Annotated in this window: 18 protein-coding genes; 6 read left to right on the forward strand and 12 right to left on the reverse strand. The window is 70.7% G+C overall.

Annotated features, from left to right (window positions below; all coding sequences use genetic code 11):
- Positions 1-166: 166 nt before the first annotated feature.
- The gene (gene leuA / locus ACI2L3_RS01825; RefSeq protein WP_404750322.1) at positions 167-1,888 is read right to left on the reverse strand and encodes a 2-isopropylmalate synthase; all 1,722 of its coding nucleotides are present in this window, start codon (positions 1,886-1,888) and stop codon (positions 167-169) included.
- A 291-nt stretch (positions 1,889-2,179) separates the two neighbouring features.
- Between leuA and ACI2L3_RS01830 the strand changes: the two genes are divergently transcribed.
- From ACI2L3_RS01830 to ACI2L3_RS01845, 4 genes are all read left to right on the forward strand, one after another.
- Positions 2,180-3,256 (forward strand): M4 family metallopeptidase, encoded by a 1,077-nt coding sequence (locus ACI2L3_RS01830; protein ID WP_404750323.1) that lies wholly within the window; start codon positions 2,180-2,182, stop codon positions 3,254-3,256.
- A gap of 51 nt (positions 3,257-3,307) precedes the next feature.
- A complete protein-coding gene (locus tag ACI2L3_RS01835; RefSeq protein WP_404750324.1) occupies positions 3,308-3,574 on the forward strand; it encodes a protealysin inhibitor emfourin in 267 nt (88 codons plus the stop codon).
- Positions 3,575-3,660: 86 nt separating this feature from the next.
- Positions 3,661-5,028, forward strand: a complete 1,368-nt coding sequence (locus ACI2L3_RS01840; RefSeq protein WP_404750325.1) for a GH1 family beta-glucosidase — start codon at positions 3,661-3,663, stop codon at positions 5,026-5,028.
- Positions 5,025-6,263, forward strand: a complete 1,239-nt coding sequence (locus tag ACI2L3_RS01845; RefSeq protein ID WP_404750326.1) for an MFS transporter — start codon at positions 5,025-5,027, stop codon at positions 6,261-6,263. The genes ACI2L3_RS01840 and ACI2L3_RS01845 overlap by 4 nt, the downstream gene beginning before the upstream one ends.
- Before the next feature lie 12 nt (positions 6,264-6,275).
- Here the strand turns inward: ACI2L3_RS01845 and era are convergent, their stop codons facing one another.
- The 3 genes from era to ACI2L3_RS01860 all read right to left on the reverse strand — a co-directional run bounded on the left by era (position 6,276) and on the right by ACI2L3_RS01860 (position 8,609).
- Positions 6,276-7,238 (reverse strand): GTPase Era, encoded by a 963-nt coding sequence (era, locus tag ACI2L3_RS01850; protein ID WP_404750327.1) that lies wholly within the window; start codon positions 7,236-7,238, stop codon positions 6,276-6,278.
- 61 nt (positions 7,239-7,299) lie between these two features.
- Positions 7,300-7,653, reverse strand: coding sequence for a cytidine deaminase (locus ACI2L3_RS01855; RefSeq protein ID WP_404750328.1), 354 nt, complete (start codon positions 7,651-7,653; stop codon positions 7,300-7,302).
- A 50-nt stretch (positions 7,654-7,703) separates the two neighbouring features.
- The gene (locus ACI2L3_RS01860; RefSeq protein WP_404750329.1) at positions 7,704-8,609 is read right to left on the reverse strand and encodes a helix-turn-helix transcriptional regulator; all 906 of its coding nucleotides are present in this window, start codon (positions 8,607-8,609) and stop codon (positions 7,704-7,706) included.
- A 91-nt stretch (positions 8,610-8,700) separates the two neighbouring features.
- Here ACI2L3_RS01860 and ACI2L3_RS01865 point away from each other — a divergent pair, with 91 nt between their 5' ends.
- On the forward strand, positions 8,701-10,134 hold the full coding sequence (locus ACI2L3_RS01865) for an MFS transporter (protein WP_404750330.1): 1,434 nt from the start codon (positions 8,701-8,703) through the stop codon (positions 10,132-10,134).
- A 24-nt stretch (positions 10,135-10,158) separates the two neighbouring features.
- On the opposite strand, the gene ACI2L3_RS01870 is transcribed toward ACI2L3_RS01865, so the two are convergent.
- Together ACI2L3_RS01870 and ACI2L3_RS01875 are read right to left on the reverse strand one after the other, a co-directional pair.
- The gene (locus ACI2L3_RS01870) at positions 10,159-10,356 is read right to left on the reverse strand and encodes a DUF397 domain-containing protein (RefSeq protein WP_404750331.1); all 198 of its coding nucleotides are present in this window, start codon (positions 10,354-10,356) and stop codon (positions 10,159-10,161) included.
- 168 nt (positions 10,357-10,524) lie between these two features.
- Entirely contained in the window at positions 10,525-11,436 is a 912-nt protein-coding gene (locus ACI2L3_RS01875; RefSeq protein WP_404750332.1) for a helix-turn-helix domain-containing protein, read from the reverse strand.
- A 466-nt stretch (positions 11,437-11,902) separates the two neighbouring features.
- Between ACI2L3_RS01875 and ACI2L3_RS01880 the strand changes: the two genes are divergently transcribed.
- Positions 11,903-12,031, forward strand: coding sequence for a hypothetical protein (locus ACI2L3_RS01880; protein ID WP_404750333.1), 129 nt, complete (start codon positions 11,903-11,905; stop codon positions 12,029-12,031).
- A 208-nt stretch (positions 12,032-12,239) separates the two neighbouring features.
- Here ACI2L3_RS01880 and ACI2L3_RS01885 read toward each other — a convergent pair whose 3' ends face one another.
- The 6 genes from ACI2L3_RS01885 to ACI2L3_RS01910 all read right to left on the reverse strand — a co-directional run bounded on the left by ACI2L3_RS01885 (position 12,240) and on the right by ACI2L3_RS01910 (position 18,023).
- A complete protein-coding gene (locus ACI2L3_RS01885) occupies positions 12,240-12,596 on the reverse strand; it encodes an MmcQ/YjbR family DNA-binding protein (protein ID WP_404750334.1) in 357 nt (118 codons plus the stop codon).
- Positions 12,593-13,906 (reverse strand): hemolysin family protein, encoded by a 1,314-nt coding sequence (locus ACI2L3_RS01890; protein ID WP_404750335.1) that lies wholly within the window; start codon positions 13,904-13,906, stop codon positions 12,593-12,595. Before ACI2L3_RS01890 ends, ACI2L3_RS01885 begins: the two co-directional genes overlap by 4 nt.
- 4 nt (positions 13,907-13,910) lie before the next feature.
- On the reverse strand, positions 13,911-14,408 hold the full coding sequence (ybeY, locus tag ACI2L3_RS01895) for an rRNA maturation RNase YbeY (protein ID WP_362995691.1): 498 nt from the start codon (positions 14,406-14,408) through the stop codon (positions 13,911-13,913).
- A gap of 12 nt (positions 14,409-14,420) precedes the next feature.
- On the reverse strand, positions 14,421-15,437 hold the full coding sequence (locus tag ACI2L3_RS01900) for a PhoH family protein (protein ID WP_404750336.1): 1,017 nt from the start codon (positions 15,435-15,437) through the stop codon (positions 14,421-14,423).
- Positions 15,438-15,581: 144 nt separating this feature from the next.
- Complete coding sequence (locus tag ACI2L3_RS01905; protein ID WP_404750337.1) at positions 15,582-16,685, reverse strand: carbohydrate kinase family protein; 1,104 nt, start codon at positions 16,683-16,685, stop codon at positions 15,582-15,584.
- 24 nt (positions 16,686-16,709) lie between these two features.
- The gene (locus ACI2L3_RS01910; RefSeq protein WP_404750338.1) at positions 16,710-18,023 is read right to left on the reverse strand and encodes a glucarate dehydratase family protein; all 1,314 of its coding nucleotides are present in this window, start codon (positions 18,021-18,023) and stop codon (positions 16,710-16,712) included.
- Positions 18,024-18,113: the final 90 nt, after the last annotated feature.

Here is an 18,113-nt window from a genome sequence, read left to right on the forward strand (position 1 = left end):
ACCTCCGTAACTCCCCGGCTGCATTGCCGTGTTGGCGTGATGTTAGCCACATCGATGATGCGGCGTCAGCATCTCGTACAGGAGAGCGATCCCGACATGGCCGGGAGATGACGCGGCCCCGCCCGCCGGAGGGGCGGACGGGGCCGGGCGGAAACAGCTCGGGGGACTAGCGCGCCGCGCGGTTGACGGCGGAGACGGCGGCCTTCAGGGAGGCGCGCGTCGTGTTGGCGTCGATGCCGATGCCCCACAGCACCTTGTCGCCGATCGCGCACTCGATGTACGAGGCGGCCTGCGCGGACGCGCCCTCGCTCATCGTGTGCTCCTGGTAGTCCAGCAGGCGTACGTCGATGCCGATGCGCTGCAGCGCGTCGAAGAACGCGGAGATCGGACCGTTGCCGGAGCCGGTCAGGACGGTGTCCGCGCCGTCCAGGGTGGCCTCGACGGTGAGGGTGTCGACGCCGTCGGTGTCGGTCGTCGTCTGGCCGTTCTTGACCTGAATCCGACCCCAGGGGTTCTCGGGGTTCGGCAGGTACTCGTCGCGGAAGACGCTCCAGATCGCGTCGGGCGTGACCTCGCCGCCCTCGGCGTCCGTCTTCGCCTGGATGATCTTCGAGAACTCGACCTGCATGCGGCGCGGCAGGTCCAGCTTGTGGTCGTTCTGCAGGACGTACGCGATGCCGCCCTTGCCGGACTGCGAGTTGACGCGGATGACGGCCTCGTAGGAGCGGCCGACGTCCTTGGGGTCGATGGGCAGGTACGGCACGGCCCACTCGATGTCGTCGACCGTCTTGCCCTGTGCCGCCGCCCGGGTCTCCATCGCGTCGAAGCCCTTCTTGATGGCGTCCTGGTGGGAGCCGGAGAAGGCGGTGTAGACGAGGTCGCCCGCGTACGGGTGGCGGGGGTGGACCTCCATCTGGTTGCAGTACTCGTACACGCGGCGGATCTCGTCGATGTCCGAGAAGTCGATCTGCGGGTCGACGCCCTGCGAGAAGAGGTTCATGCCCAGGGTGACCAGGTCGACGTTGCCGGTGCGCTCGCCCTGGCCGAACAGGCAGCCCTCGACGCGGTCGCCGCCGGCCATGACGGCCAGCTCGGCGGCGGCGACGGCGGTGCCGCGGTCGTTGTGCGGGTGGATGGAGAGGCAGACGAACTCGCGCCGGGACAGGTTGCGGGACATCCACTCGAAGCGGTCCGCGTGCGTGGAGGGCGTCGAACGCTCCACGGTGGCGGGCAGGTTGAGGATGATCTCGCGCTCGGCGTCGGGCTGCCAGACGTCCATGACGCCCTCGCAGACCTCCAGGGCGAAGTCCAGCTCGGTGTCGGTGAAGATCTCGGGGCTGTACTGGTATCCGAACGTCGTACGGTCGTCCAGCAGCTTGTCGGCGTACTCCATGACCAGGCGCGTGCCGTCCACGGCGATCTGCTTCACGGCGTCGCGCGAGCCGCGGAAGACCACATCGCGCCAGACGGGAGCAGTCGCGTTGTACAGGTGGACCGTCGCGCGCCGGGCGCCCTTCAGGGATTCGACCGTGCGCTCGATGAGCTCCTCGCGCGCCTGGGTCAGGACGGAGATCGTCACGTCCTCGGGGATCGCGTCCTCGTCCTCGATGATCGACCGTACGAAATCGAAGTCGGTCTGGCCCGAGGAGGGGAAGCCGACCTCGATCTCCTTGTAGCCCATGCGCACCAGCAGGTCGAACATGGCGCGCTTGCGGGCCGGCGACATCGGGTCGATCAGCGCCTGGTTGCCGTCGCGCAGGTCCGTGGAGAGCCAGCGGGGAGCGACCGTGATCCGCTTGTCCGGCCACGTGCGGTCGGGGATGTCGACCTGCTCGTACTGCCCGTACTTGTGGACCGGCATGGAAGTGGGGCGCTGGAAGTTCGGCATGTGCGGGGCTCCTCGGAAGTGTCCTGAAGGACGGCCGACGGTCTTAGCGCAACGCCGAACTCCGCGGGGAGGGGGTCGGCCTCGACTACAGGCCCTCGCCGCGGCAGCTAAGGAGAAGCAGCCCGAATCGCATGATGTGCCGCAGCCTAGCCGAGCCGCGCTCAGCGCGCGGGCCCGTATCAGTATGCGGGACCGTGGCCGGATAAACCCTCAGTGGTGATCTATCCCTCTATTTCAGCAATCATGGTCGCAGGTAGTGACAGTGGCATGACCCAGTGCCACATTGCCGCCATGACCGCCAACCCGACGGGCTTCGAGCCCGTCTTCTGCACCATCGTGCCGCCCCACGTCCTGGACACCCTCGCCCAGAGCCAGGACCCCGCGCTCGCCGCACCCGCCCGCCGCACCCTGGAGCGGGACTCCATCGAGCGCACCCACCGCCGGCTGACGACCGTCATCGGCGCGCCCTCGGTCGCCACGCCCAAGGAAGCCGCGGCCGGCAAGCCGCACCGCACGATCTACGACGCCAAGCACCGCACCGAGCTGCCGGGCCGCAAGGTGCGCGGCGAGGGCGACAAGCCGGGCAAGGACGCCACGGTCAACCGGGCGTACGCGGGCCTCGGCGCGACCTTCGAGCTCTTCCAGAAGTCCTACGAGCGCAACTCCATCGACGGCAACGGCCTGCCGCTGAACGCGACGGTCCACTACGGCGAGGACTACGGGAACGCGTTCTGGAACGGCGAACAGATGGTGTTCGGCGACGGGGACAACGAGATCTTCCTCGACTTCACCATCCCCGTGGACGTCATCGGCCACGAGCTCACCCACGGCGTCGTCCAGTACACGGCGAACCTGACGTACTTCGGCCAGCCGGGCGCCCTGAACGAGTCGATGGCGGACGTCTTCGGCTCGATGATCAAGCAGTACACACTGGGCCAGACCGCCGCCGAGGCCGACTGGCTGATCGGCGCGGGCCTGCTCGCCCCGCGCGTCACCGGCAAGGCCCTGCGCTCCATGAAGGAGCCCGGCACGGCGTACGACGACGACGTGCTCGGCAAGGACCCGCAGCCCGCGGACATGGAGCACTACGTCCGCACGGGCCGTGACAACGGCGGCGTGCACATCAACTCCGGCATCCCCAACCGCGCGTTCTACCTGGTCGCCGACGCCCTCGGCGGGCACTCGTGGGAGCGGGCCGGACAGATCTGGTACACCGTCCTGACCGGCGGCGAGCTGGCGCAGGACGCGTCCTTCACCGACTTCGCCAAGCTGACGGTGGCCGCCGCGCGCCAGAAGTTCGGCGACGGCGACGAGCTCAAGGCCGTCGTCGACGCATGGTCGACGGTGAAGGTGCCGACGAGCGAGTGACGGCCTGACGGCGCGCTACCGGCCGCCCGCCCGGTGGAGTAGACAGGACCCATGCGTATCCAGGTGAAGCGGACCGGAGGATTCGCGGGCATCGACCGGCATGCCGAGGTGGACACCTCGCAGCTGGCCGATGCCCCGGAATGGCACGCCCTGGCCGAACAGGCCGTGGCCGAGGGACGGGACACCCCGCCGATAGGGGTGCCGGACGGCTTCAGTTACCAGCTGACGGTAGACGGGCGGACGGTGTACTGCGCGGACCCGCGGCTGACGGAGCCGCAGCGGAAGCTGATCTCGCGGGTGCTGAAGGAGGGTTCGTAGCGGAACCCGGGAAAAGCTGAGCCTTGTTCACCTTTTCCGTGCACGCCCATTGACTTCCGTACTCGCCGGTACGGAAGATCCCGCCCATGGCAGCGAGCGCGGCACCGGCGAGACCACCGTTCCCTGAGTTCCCCCGCGACTTCCTGTGGGGCGTCTCCACATCGGCCCACCAGATCGAGGGCGCCGCCGACGAGCGCGGCGCCTCCGTCTGGGACGCGTTCACGGCCGTGCCGGGGAACGTGAAGGACGGCACGACCGCCGCGGTCGCCTGCGACCACTACCACCGCTACCGCGAGGACGTGGCGCTCGTCCGCGACCTCGGCGTGGACGCCTACCGCTTCTCGGTCTCCTGGCCGCGCGTGCTGCCCACCGGCGCGGGCGCGGTCAACCCGGCGGGCCTCGACTTCTACGACCGGCTCGTCGACGAGCTGTGCGCGGCGGGCGTACGCCCCGTCCCCACCCTGTTCCACTGGGACACCCCACTGGTCGTACAGGAGGCGGGCGGCTGGCTGAACCGGCGCACCGCCGAGCGGTTCGCCGACTACGCGGCCGTGGTCGCGGCCCGCATCGGCGACCGCGTCACGAAGTGGATCACCCTCAACGAACCGGCGGAACACACCCTCCTCGGCCACGCCCTCGGCCAGCACGCCCCCGGTGAACGGCTCCTCTTCGACGCGCTGCCCGTCGCCCACCACCAGCTCCTCGCCCACGGCCTGGCCGTCCGTGCGCTGCGCGCGGCGGGCGCCGACGACATCGGCATCGCCAACTCGCACGGCCCGACCTGGCCCGCCTCCGCCACCGCGGAGGACACGGCCGCCGCGGACTTCTACGACGTGCTCCTCAACCGCCTCTTCGCGGACCCGCTGCTCCTCGGCCGCTACCCGGAGGGCATCGGCGAACTGATGCCCTCGGAGGATCTCGCGGCGGACCTGAAAGTGATCTCCGAGCCCCTCGACTGGTACGGAATCAACTTCTACCAGCCGACGAAGGTGGGCGCCCCGCTCCCCGACGGCACGGCCGCCGAGTTCTCCGGCGTCACGCTCCCGCCCGAACTCCCCTTCTCTCCCCGGGAGATCGAGGGCTACCCGCGCACAGACTTCGGCTGGCCCGTCGCCCCCGACGCCCTCACCGAACTCCTCACCGCCTTCCACGACCGCTACGGCGACCGTCTCCCGCCCCTCGTCATCACGGAGAACGGCTGCTCGTACGACGGACTGGACGACCAGGACCGCATCACCTACCTCGACGGTCATCTGCGCGCCCTGCACCGCGCGTTGGAGGCGGGCGTCGACGTGCGCGGCTACTTCGTCTGGTCCCTGATCGACAACTTCGAGTGGGCGGAGGGCTACCGGCAGCGCTTCGGCCTCGTCCACGTCGACCACGCCACGCAGAAGCGCACCCCGAAGGCGTCGTACCACTGGCTGCGCGAGGCGCTGCGGGCGCGCCGCCCGTGACCGCCACCGCGCTGCGGGAGCCGACCGAGCGGGTCGGCCGCGGTTGGACGGCTTCCCTGTCGCTCGCCAACGGCGCGATCTGGGTGGGCTGGTACGGCCCGCTGCAGATCCTGCTGGCCGTCCAGGCGGAGGACCTCGCCCCGGCGGGCACGTCCAAGGAGACGGTCCTGGCCTGGGTCACGGGCATCGGCGCGGTCGTCTCCCTCGCCGCGAACCCGCTCTTCGGCGCGCTCTCGGACCGCACGACGTCCCGCCGGGGCCGGCGCACGCCGTGGATCGTGGCGGGCACGGCGGGCGGCGCCGCCGCGCTCCTCCTGCTCTCCGCTGCGGGCTCGGTGTGGTGGATGGCGGCGGGCTGGTGCCTGGTGCAACTCGCCCTGAACGCCGCGTTCGCCGCGGTGACGGCGGCGGTGCCGGACCGCGTGCCGCGCCTCCAGCGCGGCTGGGTGGGCGGCTGGCTGGGCGCGGCCCAGCTGCTCGGCGTGGTCGTCGGAACCGGCCTCGCGACGGTGGCGGGCGGGACGGTCGCGGGGTACGCGGCGTGCGCGGTCTTCACCGTGGCGGGCGTGCTCCCCTACGTCGTACGCCACCGTGACCTGCGCCTGTCACCGGCCGACCGCCCACCGTGGAACCGGCGCGACTTCCTCGCCGGCTTCCGGCTGAGCCCGCGCCGCCACCCCGACCTGGCCTGGGCCTGGCTGACCCGCTTCCTGATCAACGTCAGCAACGCGCTGGTGCTGCTCTACCTTCTCTACTTCCTGCGGGACCGGCTGGAGTACGCCGACCCGGAGCGGGGCGTACTGATCCTGACGGCCGTGAACGGCGCGACGATGCTCGCCACGGTCGTGGTGGGCGGCGCCTGGTCGGACCGGGTGGGCCGCCGCAAACCGTTCGTGCTCTGGTCGGGGGCGCTGATGGCGGTGGCGACGGGACTGCTCGCCCTCTGGCAGACGTGGCCGGGCGCGATCGTCGCGGCGGCGGTCCTCGGCATCGGCTTCGGCGTCTTCACCTCGGTGGACTTCGCCCTGATGACGGACGTCCTGCCCACGACCGCGGACCGCGGCAAGGACCTCGGCATCATCAACATCGCCAATTCGCTCCCCCAGGTGGCGGCCCCGGCCCTGGCGGCCCCGATAGTCACCCATCTGGGCGGCTACCGGGTGCTGTACCTGACGGCGGCCGTGGTCGGGCTTGCGGGGGCGATGCTGGTGACGCGGATCAGAGGGGTGCGCTGACCGCGCCCCACCCTAGAACCCCAGCTTGCGCAGCTGACGCGGATCCCGCTGCCAGTCCTTGGCGACCTTGACGTGCAGGTCGAGGAAGACCGGCGTACCCAGGAGCGCCTCGATCTGCTTGCGGGACTTCACGCCGACTTCCTTCAGCCGCTTGCCCTTGGGGCCGATGATGATCCCCTTCTGGCTGGGCCGCTCGATGTAGACGAACGCGTGGATGTCGAGGAGCGGCTTGTCGGCGGGCCGGTCCTCGCGCGGCAGCATCTCCTCCACCACGACCGCGATGGAGTGCGGCAGCTCGTCGCGCACGCCCTCCAGCGCCGCCTCGCGGATCAGCTCGGCGACCATGACCTGCTCGGGCTCGTCGGTGAGGTCGCCCTCGGGGTAGAGCGGAGGGCCCTCGGGCAGCATCGGCACGATGAGGTCGGCGAGCAGCCCGACCTGCTGGTCGGCGACGGCCGACACCGGCACGATCTCCGCCCACTCGAAGCCGAGCTCCTTGCCGAGCTGGTCGATGGCGATGAGCTGCTCGGCGAGCGTCTTGCTGTCGACCAGGTCCGTCTTCGTGACGATCGCGATCTTCGGCGTCTTCTTGATGGAGGCGAGTTCCTTGGCGATGAACCGGTCGCCGGGGCCGAGCTTCTCGTTCGCGGGCAGGCAGAAGCCGATCACGTCGACCTCGGCCCACGTCGTGCGCACGACGTCGTTGAGCCGCTCGCCGAGCAGCGTGCGCGGCTTGTGCAGCCCCGGCGTGTCCACCAGGATCATCTGCGCGTCGGGCCGGTGCACGATGCCGCGCACCGTGTGCCGCGTCGTCTGCGGCTGGTTGGCGGTGATCGCCACCTTCTTGCCGACCAGAGCGTTCGTGAGGGTGGACTTGCCCGCGTTGGGGCGGCCGACGAAGCAGGCGAAGCCGGCGCGGTGGACGGCCTCGGACGGCTCGGCTGATGACGGGGTACGAACGCTCATGGCGCCCATTGTCCCTGATCCCCGGAGCCCCGCCGCACCGCCCGGCCCGGAGGAGGGAAAGCCGGCGGCCTCAGCCCGCTTCGGCCCGCTCCCGGACCTCGCCGTCGGGCCCCGCCAGGAACACCGGCGTCCCGGCCCCGCCCAGGTCCCGCACCGCGGCCAGGTCCTCGTCGGAGACCTTCTCCGCCCCGGAGACGACCGCCGCCGCCTCGAGGGACTCCGCGCCGGACGCGACCGCCATGGCGACCGCCGTCCGCAGCGCGGACAGCTGGAGCGAGTCGAGAGCCACCGTCCCGGCGACGTACGTCCGACCGGTCTCGTCCCGCACGGCCGCCCCCTCGGGCACACCGTTGCGGGCCCGGGCCGAGCGGGCCAGGGTGACGATCTTGCGGTCCTCGGGGTCAAGCGCGGCGCTCTCAGTCATGCCCCGAGCATACGGAGCACGCCCCGCCGCACCGCCACCGGCCGGACCGGTCACATCGCCACCGGATGGATCGATCCCCGGCGCCCCTCGGGCGAGGCGAGCCACGCCAGCTTGCCCGCCGTGTCCACCTCGGCGTGCGGCATCGGCGTGTGCAGCACGATGGTGAGGTCGGGCCTGGCCGGCACCTTCAGCTGCGTCGACTCCAGGAAGAGCGCGCCCACCACCGGGTGCTGGATCTCCTTGGCGACCTGCCCGCCGGGCAGGATGTCCCGCCGCTCCCACAGCTCCGCGAACTCGGGGCTCACCGACTTCGCCTCGGCGATCACCGCGGCGAAGCCGTCGTCGTCGGGGTGCTCCGAGCACGCGGCCCGGTACATCGCCACGACCTGCGGGGCGTTCCGCTCCCAGCTCCGCGCCCGGGCCCGGTAGATGGGGTCGGTGAAGAAGGTGAGCAGGCAGTTCTCGGCGGTCTCCGAGCGCATGCCGAGCACCGACGCGGCCGCGTCGTTGTACATGACGCAGTTCCAGTACGCGTCCATGATGTGCGCGGGCTGCGGCATCCACGTGTCGATGAGCCGGTGCAGCCCCTCGCACATGTCCGCGTCGTCCCTGGCGACCTCGGGGCGCGGCGGGTTGAGCCCGGCGAGGACGTACAGATGCCGCCGCTCGGCGCCGGTCAGCTTCAGGACGCGCGCCACGGAGTCCAGGACCTGCGGCGACACGGAGATGTCGCGGCCCTGCTCCAGCCACTGGTACCAGGACGCCCCGACCCCGGCGAGGACGGCGACCTCCTCGCGGCGCAGGCCGGGCGTGCGCCTGCGGGCCCCGCCGTCCGGGAGTCCGGCCTCCGTGGGGCTGATCCGCGCGCGGCGGCTCATCAGGAACTCCCGCAGCTCCCCGAGGCGGCGTGCCTTCGACGCGTCCGTGCCCGACTCCGCGACCGACGGTGTTGCCATGTGGCGCTCCCCCAAGCCCTGACTGGTGTTCCGACCACCAGCATAAGTTCCCGCTCCCCACGTCTATTCCGGCCGCCGCAAGCTCGTGACCATGGCGATCGACACCACCACTGCCCCGTCTCCCCAGACCGCGCCACCGGCGCCGGTCCCGGAGAACCCCAAGCTCTCCGCCCGCGACAAACTCGTCCTCTTCGTGCTCTGCGCCGCGCAGTTCATGGTCGCGCTCGACTTCTCCGTGCTGAACGTGGCGCTGCCCGTGCTCGGCGCCGACCTCGGCATGAGCCACTCCGCGCTGCAGTGGGCGGTGACCGCCTTCGCACTGCCCTCGGGAGGTTTCCTGCTCCTCTTCGGCAGGACCGGTGACCTCTTCGGGCGCCGCAAGCTGTTCCTCTCGGGCCTCGCGCTCTTCGGCCTCGCCTCGCTGCTCGCCACGTTCGCGTGGGACCCGGCGTCGTTCCTGACGGCCCGTGCCCTGCAGGGCATCGGCGCGGCGGCCATCGTGCCGACCGGCATGTCGCTGCTGACGACGACGTTCCCCGAGGGCCCGCAGCGCGACCGGGCGCTCGGCATCTCCGGCACGCTGCTCTCGCTCGGCTTCACGGTCGGCATGGTGCTCGGCGGCGTACTGACCGACACGCTCGGCTGGCGCTCCACCATGGGCCTGCTGACGCTCTTCGCGCTGATCGTGCTGCCGCTGGCCCCCGGACTGCTGCCGGAGTCCCGCACCCCGGACCGCCCCCGCCTGGACATCCCGGGCGCCGTGACGGTCACCGGCGGTCTGCTCTCCCTGATCTACGCCCTCTCCACGGCGGCCGAGCGCGGCTTCGGCGGCACGGACGTCATCGTCACTCTGGTCGCGGGCGTCGCCCTGCTGGCGGCCTTCGGGTACGTCGAGTCGCGCGCCGCCTCACCGCTCGTCTCGCTGCCGATGCTGCGCCGCCGCACGGTGGCATGGGGCAATGTCGGCGGCCTGGTCACGTTCTCGATGATGTCGACGGTCGTCTTCGTGCTGACCCTCTACCTCCAGGAAGTGCTGCGCCTCTCCGCCTTCGAGACCGGGCTCGTCTTCGGCGTACAGGGGGTCGCCTCGGTGGTCGCCGGCGTGTACGCGCCGAAGGTCATCGGCCGGTTCGGCGCCCGCCGCGTCCTGGTGGGCTCGCTGGCCGGTCAGGGCGTGCTGGGCGCGGCGCTGCTCGGCATCGGTGCGGGCGGCTGGTCGGTCTGGCTCGCCACGGCCGCGGTGTCGCTGGCGAGCATGTGCCACCTGGGCGCGATCATCTCGTACGGCCTGACGGTCACGTCGGGCGTTCCGGACGAGGAGCAGGGCCTGGCGACGGGCCTGGTCACCTCCACGCAGCAGGTCGGCATCACCATCGGCATCCCGCTGCTCGGGGTCCTCGCGACGACCGCCCCCGACCTGCTCACGGGTACGCGGACGGTCCTCGCGATCGACGCGGCGGTGGTCCTGGCGACGGCGGCACTGGTCGCCCTGGGCCTGCGCCGCCGCGCCGCCGTCCACGCCTGACGCGCGGCGACGGCCCGGCCTCCCTCAGAGACGGGCCGTCGGTGCGTTCCGCGGCAGGACGAGGAAGGCCGACCAGGCGTACGGCCGGAAGACGAGCACGGCCCCCTGAGGACGGGTGGAGTCACGCACAAGGACCGACTCGCCGGTCCAGGCAGTCTCGACGCACGACTCGTCCTGGGTATCGCTCGCACTGCTCTTGCGCCACGTCCATGAGCTGCCCACGCTTCTCCTCCACCCCGGGTGCGGAAGACCGAATCGCTCCCCCGTGCGGCTGGCGCAGGGACACGCAGCACCTCTTCCAGAATAACGGGGGCCCTTTCGAATATGAACAACCCGTTTCTCGCCAAGGTCCCGCGCCCCAGGCGGAGTTGGCTCACGGAGCCGACGCCGTCACTCCGGCGCGACGCCCCCCTCAGGGGCCCGGAGCAGCACCTCCAAGTCGTCGCTGCCCTCCTCCACCCGGGCGGCGAGCGCCCTCAGCAGATCGGCGACGTCATCCTTGATGGCGAGGTCCTCCAGCTCCCAGAACCTCTCCAGGTAGCGGACTGTCTCCTCCGCGGCATTGGTGGTGTAGGAGTCACCGCGCGGGTTCTCCAGATAGAGCGAGTCCGGCATTTCGTCCGCATCGAACTCGAAGTGACTGAAGGGCCCTTGGATGCCCGCATGGGCGCCGATACTGAAGGGCAGGATCTGGATGGTGACGCCGGGCCTGGTCGACAGTTCGGCGAGCCGCTCCAGCTGGGCCCGCATCACACCGCGCCCGCCGACGTGGCGGCGCACGACGGCCTCATCCAGTACGTAGAAGAGTTCCCGACCGCCCGATGTCAGCAAATCCTGCCGGGCGAGCCGGACTTCGACACCGCGCTCGAGGCGCTCGTCGGAGATGCTCTTGTTGTAGGAGAGCATGATGGCGCGCGCGTACTCCTCCGTCTGCAGCGGCCCCGGCACCACCAGAGCCCCGTAGTGCCGGATGATCGACGCCGAGGACTCCAGGGAGAGGAACTCCAGGAACTCCTTGCGATAGAGGTCGCGGTACTCGCTGTAGGGCATCCTCCGGCTGCCGCGGGCCAGATCGAGCAGCTCGTCGATCTTGCGCCGGTCGCGGATCCCGTACGTATCCAGCAGAGGCCGCAAGTCGTTGACGGAGATGCCGACTTCACCGGCCTCGATGCGGATCAGCTTGGAGGGGCTCCACTCCATCTTGGCCGCGACCTGACGCTGCGTCAGCTCGGCGGCGGTCCGCGCCTTTCGGAGCTCGGTGCGCAGCCGCAGCCGCTGAAGTGCCGCATTTGGCACGTTCATGATGGCTCCACCCCCAACCGGACCGTGCGAGGTGCAACATAGCAGACTAGCAGCTTACTCATCGAGACCTTCCGGGACGACAGTTCACGCCACTGTCAGGAGACCTGAGATTCCCCGCAGCGGCAACCGCAGAGGGCTGTCCGGTCGACAGCTCCCGGAAAGCTATATCGCATTCAGCGAGCTGTGTAATCGCACTCGTACCTCCGCCAGGTACCCGTATGGCACTACCCACGTGGCGATGTCCGGGCTACGCTGGTGCGGAGGGGTAGCTTGCTTCAACCGCCCGACAGGGGAAGGAGGTTGGACATCAAGAAGACCAGCGGGGAACTCACTCCAACGAGTGTGGCCGGCCGCCCGGTTCGCTGGTCCGCCGACTGATCCGATTCCCCCTTCCTGCCGCCACCCGTTCGTGGAGCGCCGCGGTATCCACGACAGAGATGTGGGACCAGGAAGGAGAACAAGCCCCATGGCTGACAAGCCTGAGGGGCGTCGCGCCGGCACGTGGACCGACTGGGCCGCACACGCGGCTCCGTGGGCCAGCCTTCTCCTCGCACTCGCCGAGTGCCTGGAGAGGTGGGTACTGCCCCACGTGTGACACAGAGCCGGCCCCGACCCGAGAGGGCCGAGGCCAGACACGGCGGACGCCATCGCACTGACGTTTCCACTCCGAGTTCCCTTGGCCGGCAGCCCGGAGTGGGAGCGTTTCGGATCCGGCCGTCACTCCATTCTGCCTGCCCCACCACCCCGATGGCGAGGGGCTGTCGGGACACTCTGCGCGGAGCGCCCCGGGTCGCGTACGCCCCTCAGGGGCGGTCGAGCCGCAGCCGCTCCGCCCGCGGCAGACCCGCCACCACCAAGTCGTACGAGTCCTCGACGAGCTCCCTGACCTGCCGGTCGTCGAGCCCGCCGTCGACCGTCACCGTGTTCCAGTGGCGCTTGTTCATGTGCCAGCCCGGCACGATCTCCGGGTGCTCGGCGCGCAGCCGGACGGCGATGTCCGGCTCACACTTGAGGTTGACGGTGAGCGGGCTCCCGTCGAGCGCCGTGAGCGCGAACATCTTCCCCGCCACCTTGAAGACCGAGATCTCCGGCGAGAAGGGGAAGTCCTCCACCGCCCCGTTGAAGGACAGACAGAACGCGCGCAGGCCCTCGGGCGTCATCCGGACTCCCCCGCCCGCACCGCGCCGCCTCCGTCGTCGGCCGTGGCGGGCTCCACGAGGACCGTCATGATCCGGTTCCGGCGGCCCGCCGCGGACTCCGCGGTGAGCTTCAGACCCCGCCCGTCCGGCAGCGGCACCACCGCCGAGGCGCCCGCGATCGGGACCCGGCCCAGCCGCTTGGCGAGCAGGCCGCCGACGGTCTCCACGTCCTCGTCGTCGAACTCGTCGAAGCCGAAGAGCTCCCCCAGGTCACCGATGTCGAGCCGCGCCGTCACGCGGTAGCAGCCGTCGGCCAGCTCCTCCACCGGCGGCAGCTCGCGGTCGTACTCGTCGGTGATCTCGCCGACGATCTCCTCGAGGATGTCCTCGATGGTGACGATGCCGGCCGTCCCGCCGTACTCGTCGATGACCACCGCCACGTGGTTGCGCTCCTGCTGCATCTCGCGCAGCAGATCGCCCGCGTTCTTCGTGTCGGGGACGAAGGTGGCCGGGCGCATCGCCGTCGACACCAGCTCGGACTCGCTGTCGCGGTTGATGTGCGTCTTCCGCGCCAGGTCCTTCAGGTACACCATGCCGACGACGTCGTCCTCGCTCTCACCCGTCACGGGTATGCGCGAGAACCCTGAGCGCAGCGCGAGCGTGAGGGCCTGGCGGATCGTCTTGAACCTTTCGATGGCGACCAGGTCGGTGCGCGGCACCATCACCTCGCGCACCAGGGTGTCGCCCAACTCGAAGACGGAGTGCACCATGCGGCGCTCCTCGTCCTCGATCAGGGACTCCTTCTCGGCGAGGTCGACCATCGCGCGCAGTTCGGCCTCGGAGGCGAACGGGCCGCGCCGGAAGCCCTTGCCGGGCGTGAGCGCGTTGCCGATGAGGATGAGCAGCGGCGGGATCGGGCCCATGACACGGGCCAGCGGCAGCAGGACGTACGCCGACGCGGTCGCCGTGTTCAGCGGGTGCTGGCGGCCGATGGTGCGCGGGGAGACGCCCACGGCGACGTAGCTGACGAGGACCATCACGCCGATGGCGACCGCGAGGGCCTGCCAGGTCTCGGCGAACTCCTGCAGACAGGCGTACGTCACCAGGGCCGCCGCGGCCATCTCGCACACCACCCGCACGAGCAGCGCCACATTGAGATAGCGGGTCGGGTCGGCGGCGACCTGCGCGAGCTTCGCGCTGCCGCGCCGCCCCGAGCGGACCGCTTCGTCCGCGCGGAAACTGGAGACCCGGGCGATGCCGGCTTCCGCGCACGCCGCGAGCCAGGCCACGACGACGAGCGCGACGGCTCCGACGATCAGCTGGAGACTCATGGCGCTACGAGACGGTGGGCGCCGGAGACGGGCCGGTGAGGCCCTTCTCGGCACGCCAGCCGTCGACGATCGCGGCCTGCAGACCGAACATCTCGGCCTTCTCGTCGGGCTCCTCGTGGTCGTACCCGAGCAGGTGAAGCACCCCGTGGACGGTGAGGAGCTGGAGCTCCTCGTCCATGGAGTGCTGCGTCGGGGCGTCCTTGCCCTGCTGCGTGGCGACCTCGGGGCAGAGCACGATGTCGCCGAGGAGGCCCTGCGGGAGCTCGCCGTCGTCCTTCATGGGCGGCCGCAGCTCGTCCATCGGGAAGGACATGACGTCCGTCGGCCCCGGCAGGTCCATCCACTGCATGTGCAGCTGCTCCATGGCGTCGGCGTCCACGACGATCACCGAGAGCTCGGAGAGCGGGTGGATGCGCATCCGCGCGAGGGCATAGCGGGCGATGTCGAGGATCGCCTGCTCGTCGACCTCGGTTCCGGACTCGTTGTTGACGTCGATCGACATGGTGGTGCTGGTCTACTTCCCGTTTCGGCTGTCGTGCTGCTCGTACGCGTCGACGATACGGCCGACCAGCTTGTGCCGGACCACGTCGTGGGACGTGAGCCGCGAGAAGTGGATGTCCTCCACCCCGTCGAGGATCTGCTGCACCTCGCGCAGCCCGCTCTTGGTGCCGCCCGGCAGGTCGACCTGGGTGATGTCACCGGTGATGACGATCTTCGAGTCGAAGCCGAGGCGGGTGAGGAACATCTTCATCTGCTCGGCGCTGGTGTTCTGCGCCTCGTCGAGGATGATGAACGCGTCATTCAACGTGCGCCCACGCATGTACGCCAGCGGCGCCACCTCGATGGTCCCCGCTGCCATCAGCCGCGGAATGGAATCCGGGTCGAGCATGTCGTGCAGGGCGTCGTAGAGGGGGCGCAGGTACGGGTCGATCTTCTCGTACAGGGTGCCGGGCAGGAAGCCGAGCCGCTCGCCCGCCTCGACCGCGGGGCGGGTCAGGATGATGCGGTTGACCTGCTTGGACTGGAGCGCCTGCACGGCCTTGGCCATGGCGAGGTACGTCTTGCCCGTACCGGCCGGGCCGATGCCGAAGACGATGGTGTGCTTGTCGATCGCGTCGACGTACCGCTTCTGGTTCAGCGTCTTGGGGCGGATGGTGCGGCCGCGGGACGAGAGGATGTTCTGCGTGAGGACCTCGGCGGGGGTCTCCTCCGCGCCGTCGCCGTTCTCGTCCGCCCTCAGCATGGCGATCGAGCGTTCCACTGCGTCCTCCGTCATCGGCTGACCGGTGCGGAGCACCAGCATCATCTGGTCGAACAAACGCTGGATGAGGGCGACTTCGGGGGCCGCGCCCACGGCGCTGATCTCGTTGCCCCGGACGTGGATGTCGGCCGCCGGGAAGGCCTTCTCGATCACCCGCAGCAGGGCGTCGCCGGAACCGAGGACGGTCACCATCGGATGGCTCGCCGGAACGGTGAAGTGCGCTCGGGACTGGCCCTGGGCATCGGTGTGAGTCGTGGGTGTCTGAGTCATGGGCCGGCTCTGAAGGCCTGCTCATCCTCCTCATGCGGGGCTCGGTGGCCGCTCGACAGCCTTGCACTGCCAAGAGTACGACGCGCCACGCCCAAGGCCGTAGGCCTTTTCCCCCGTCCGCCACACCTCTCTCCGTGACCCCTGCTACGCCGACCTGAACCCGATCGTCGGCACCGCCCGCCGCAGGGGCCACGGGCGCGTCGCCGCCGGCAGCAGGCCCTCCAGGAACGCGTACCGGCGCAGCGCCACCGGGTCCTGGCCGTCCAGCTCGCGGACCCGGCTCCACCACGCGCCGACCTCCGCCCAGCCCGGCGCGGAGAGGGAGCCGCCGAACTCCTGGACGGAGAGCGCTGCCGTCAGGCCCGCGAAGGCGAGCCGGTCGGCGAGGGGCCAGTCCGCGAGTGTGCCGGTGACGAAACCGGCGACGAAGACGTCCCCCGCCCCGGTGGGGTCGAGCGCCTCGACCTCGATGGCGGGGACCTCCGCCGTCTCGCCGGTCCGCCCGTCCACCGCGTACGCGCCCTCCGCGCCCAGCGTCACCACCGCGAGCGGCACGTACTTGGTGAGTGCCCGGGCCGCGGCGCGGGGGCACGACGTGCGGGTGTACCGCATCGCCTCTTCCGCGTTCGGCAGGAACGCCTCACAGTGCTCCAGGTCGGGAAGGCCCGCGAGGTCCCAGCGCCCGGTGTCGTCCCAGCCGACGTCGGCGAAGATGCGGGTGCCGCTGCGGGCGGCCTGGGCGATCCAGGGGGCGTGGGTGCCGGGGGTGAGGGAGGCGACGGCGGCACGCGCGCGGGGCGGGCAGGACGGGGCGCCTCCGTCGGGGGCGTCGGCGTCCGGGGGTGGCTCGTGGCCGTGGCTCACCATGGTGCGTTCGCCCTCGTACGCCATGGAGACCGTCACCGGCGAGTGCCAGCCGGGCACGGTGCGTGACGTGGTGAGGTCGATGCCCTCGCCCTGTTCGAGGGCGTCCCAGCAGTACTCCCCGTAGTGGTCGTCCCCGAAGGCGGCGGCCAGTGAGGTGTGCAGGCCGAGCCGGGCGAGCGCGGTCGCCATGTTGGCGACGCCGCCGGGGCTCGACCCCATGCCGCGCGCCCAGGACTCGGTGCCGCGCACGGGCGCGGAGTCGAGGCCGGTGAAGATGATGTCGAGGAAGACCGTGCCGGTGAGGTAGACGTCGCAGTCCGGATCCCCGGCTCTGCGGGCCGCCTTCAGCGGGTCGACGGTGGGCTCTACGGGTACGACCATGCAGGCAACGTAACGGACGGAGGGCTACCAGCGCGGCACGGCCGGGGTCGTCCACGCCGGGTCGGCCACCCGCATCGCCGCCGCGTCGTCCCGTTCCCGCATCTCCCGGAAGCCGTCGTCGAGCCAGCGCGCGTGCAGGGCGGCGAGCCTGTCCCGGTCGAGCTCGACGCCGAGGCCGGGGGTGTCGGTGACGGCGACCTTCCCGCCGGTGAACCGCAGCCGCGAGGTGAGCACGTCCTCGGCCTGCCACGGGTAGTGCGAGTCGCAGGCGTGGTCGAGGCCGGGCACGGTCGCCGCCACGTGCGTCATCGCGGCGAGGCTGATGCCGAGGTGCGTGTTGGAGTGCATGGACACGCTGACGCCGAAGGTCCGGCAGACGGCGGCCAGTTCACGGGTCCGCCGCAGCCCGCCCCAGTAGTGGTGGTCGGAGAGGACCACTTGCACGGCCTTCTTCGCGAAGGCCTCCGGTATCTCCTCGAAGGTCGTCACGCACATGTTCGTGGCGAGCGGCACCGGTGTGCGCGCGGCGACCTCCGCCATGGCGGGCGTGCCGAGCGCGGGGTCCTCCAGGTATTCGAGTACGTCTCCGAGTTCGGCCGCCACCTTGAGCGCGGTCTCCACGGACCACGCCCCGTTCGGGTCGAGCCGGAGCGGGCGGCCGGGGAACGCCTCGGCCAGCGCGCGGATCGCGGCGGCCTCCTCGTCCGGCGGGAAGACACCGCCCTTGAGCTTGAAGGAGGAGAAGCCGTACCGCTCGGTGAAGAGGCGGGCCTGGGCGACGATCCCGGCCGGGTCGAGCGCGGCGCCCCATCCCTCGTCCCGCTCGCTCGCGATCCCCGCCGGGTGCTCGGCCCACTTGTAGAAGAGGTACGCGCTGTACTCGACGGCGTCGCGCACCTTGCCGCCGAGCAGCGCGTGCACGGGAAGCCCGAGCGTCTTGCCGAGCGCGTCCAGGCACGCCACCTCGAACCCGGAGACGACGGAGAGCCGCAGCTTGTCGGCGGTCTGCACGCCGCGCAGCCCGCCGACGTCCACGGAGCCGTCGACGCGGGCGGCGCCGACGGCCACGTCGTCCGCGAGTGTGAACAGCCCGTTCAGATCGGACACGTCCCGCCCGACGAGCCGCCCGGCGAACGGCCGCGCGATCTCCAGATACTTCGCATCCCCGTAGGTCTCCCCTATGCCGGTCACTCCGCCCGTGGTGACCACCTCGATGATCAGGCGGGGCGTGTAGGGCTGGTGCACGCCCTGAGTGTTGAGCAGCGGCGGGTCGGCGACGAGGACGGGAGTGAGGCGGACGTCCGTGATGACGAGACTGCCGGAACGGTGTCCATACATGAGAACGGAGACTAGATATGGGAACAGCGGCCGTCAATGGGGCAGTTCCCCGAGCCCCGACAAGGGGCTCGGGGAACTGCGAAAGGGGCG

The sequence above is a fragment of the Streptomyces sp. NPDC029674 genome (assembly GCF_044903205.1).
In the GTDB taxonomy this organism is placed as follows: Bacteria; Actinomycetota; Actinomycetes; order Streptomycetales; family Streptomycetaceae; genus Streptomyces.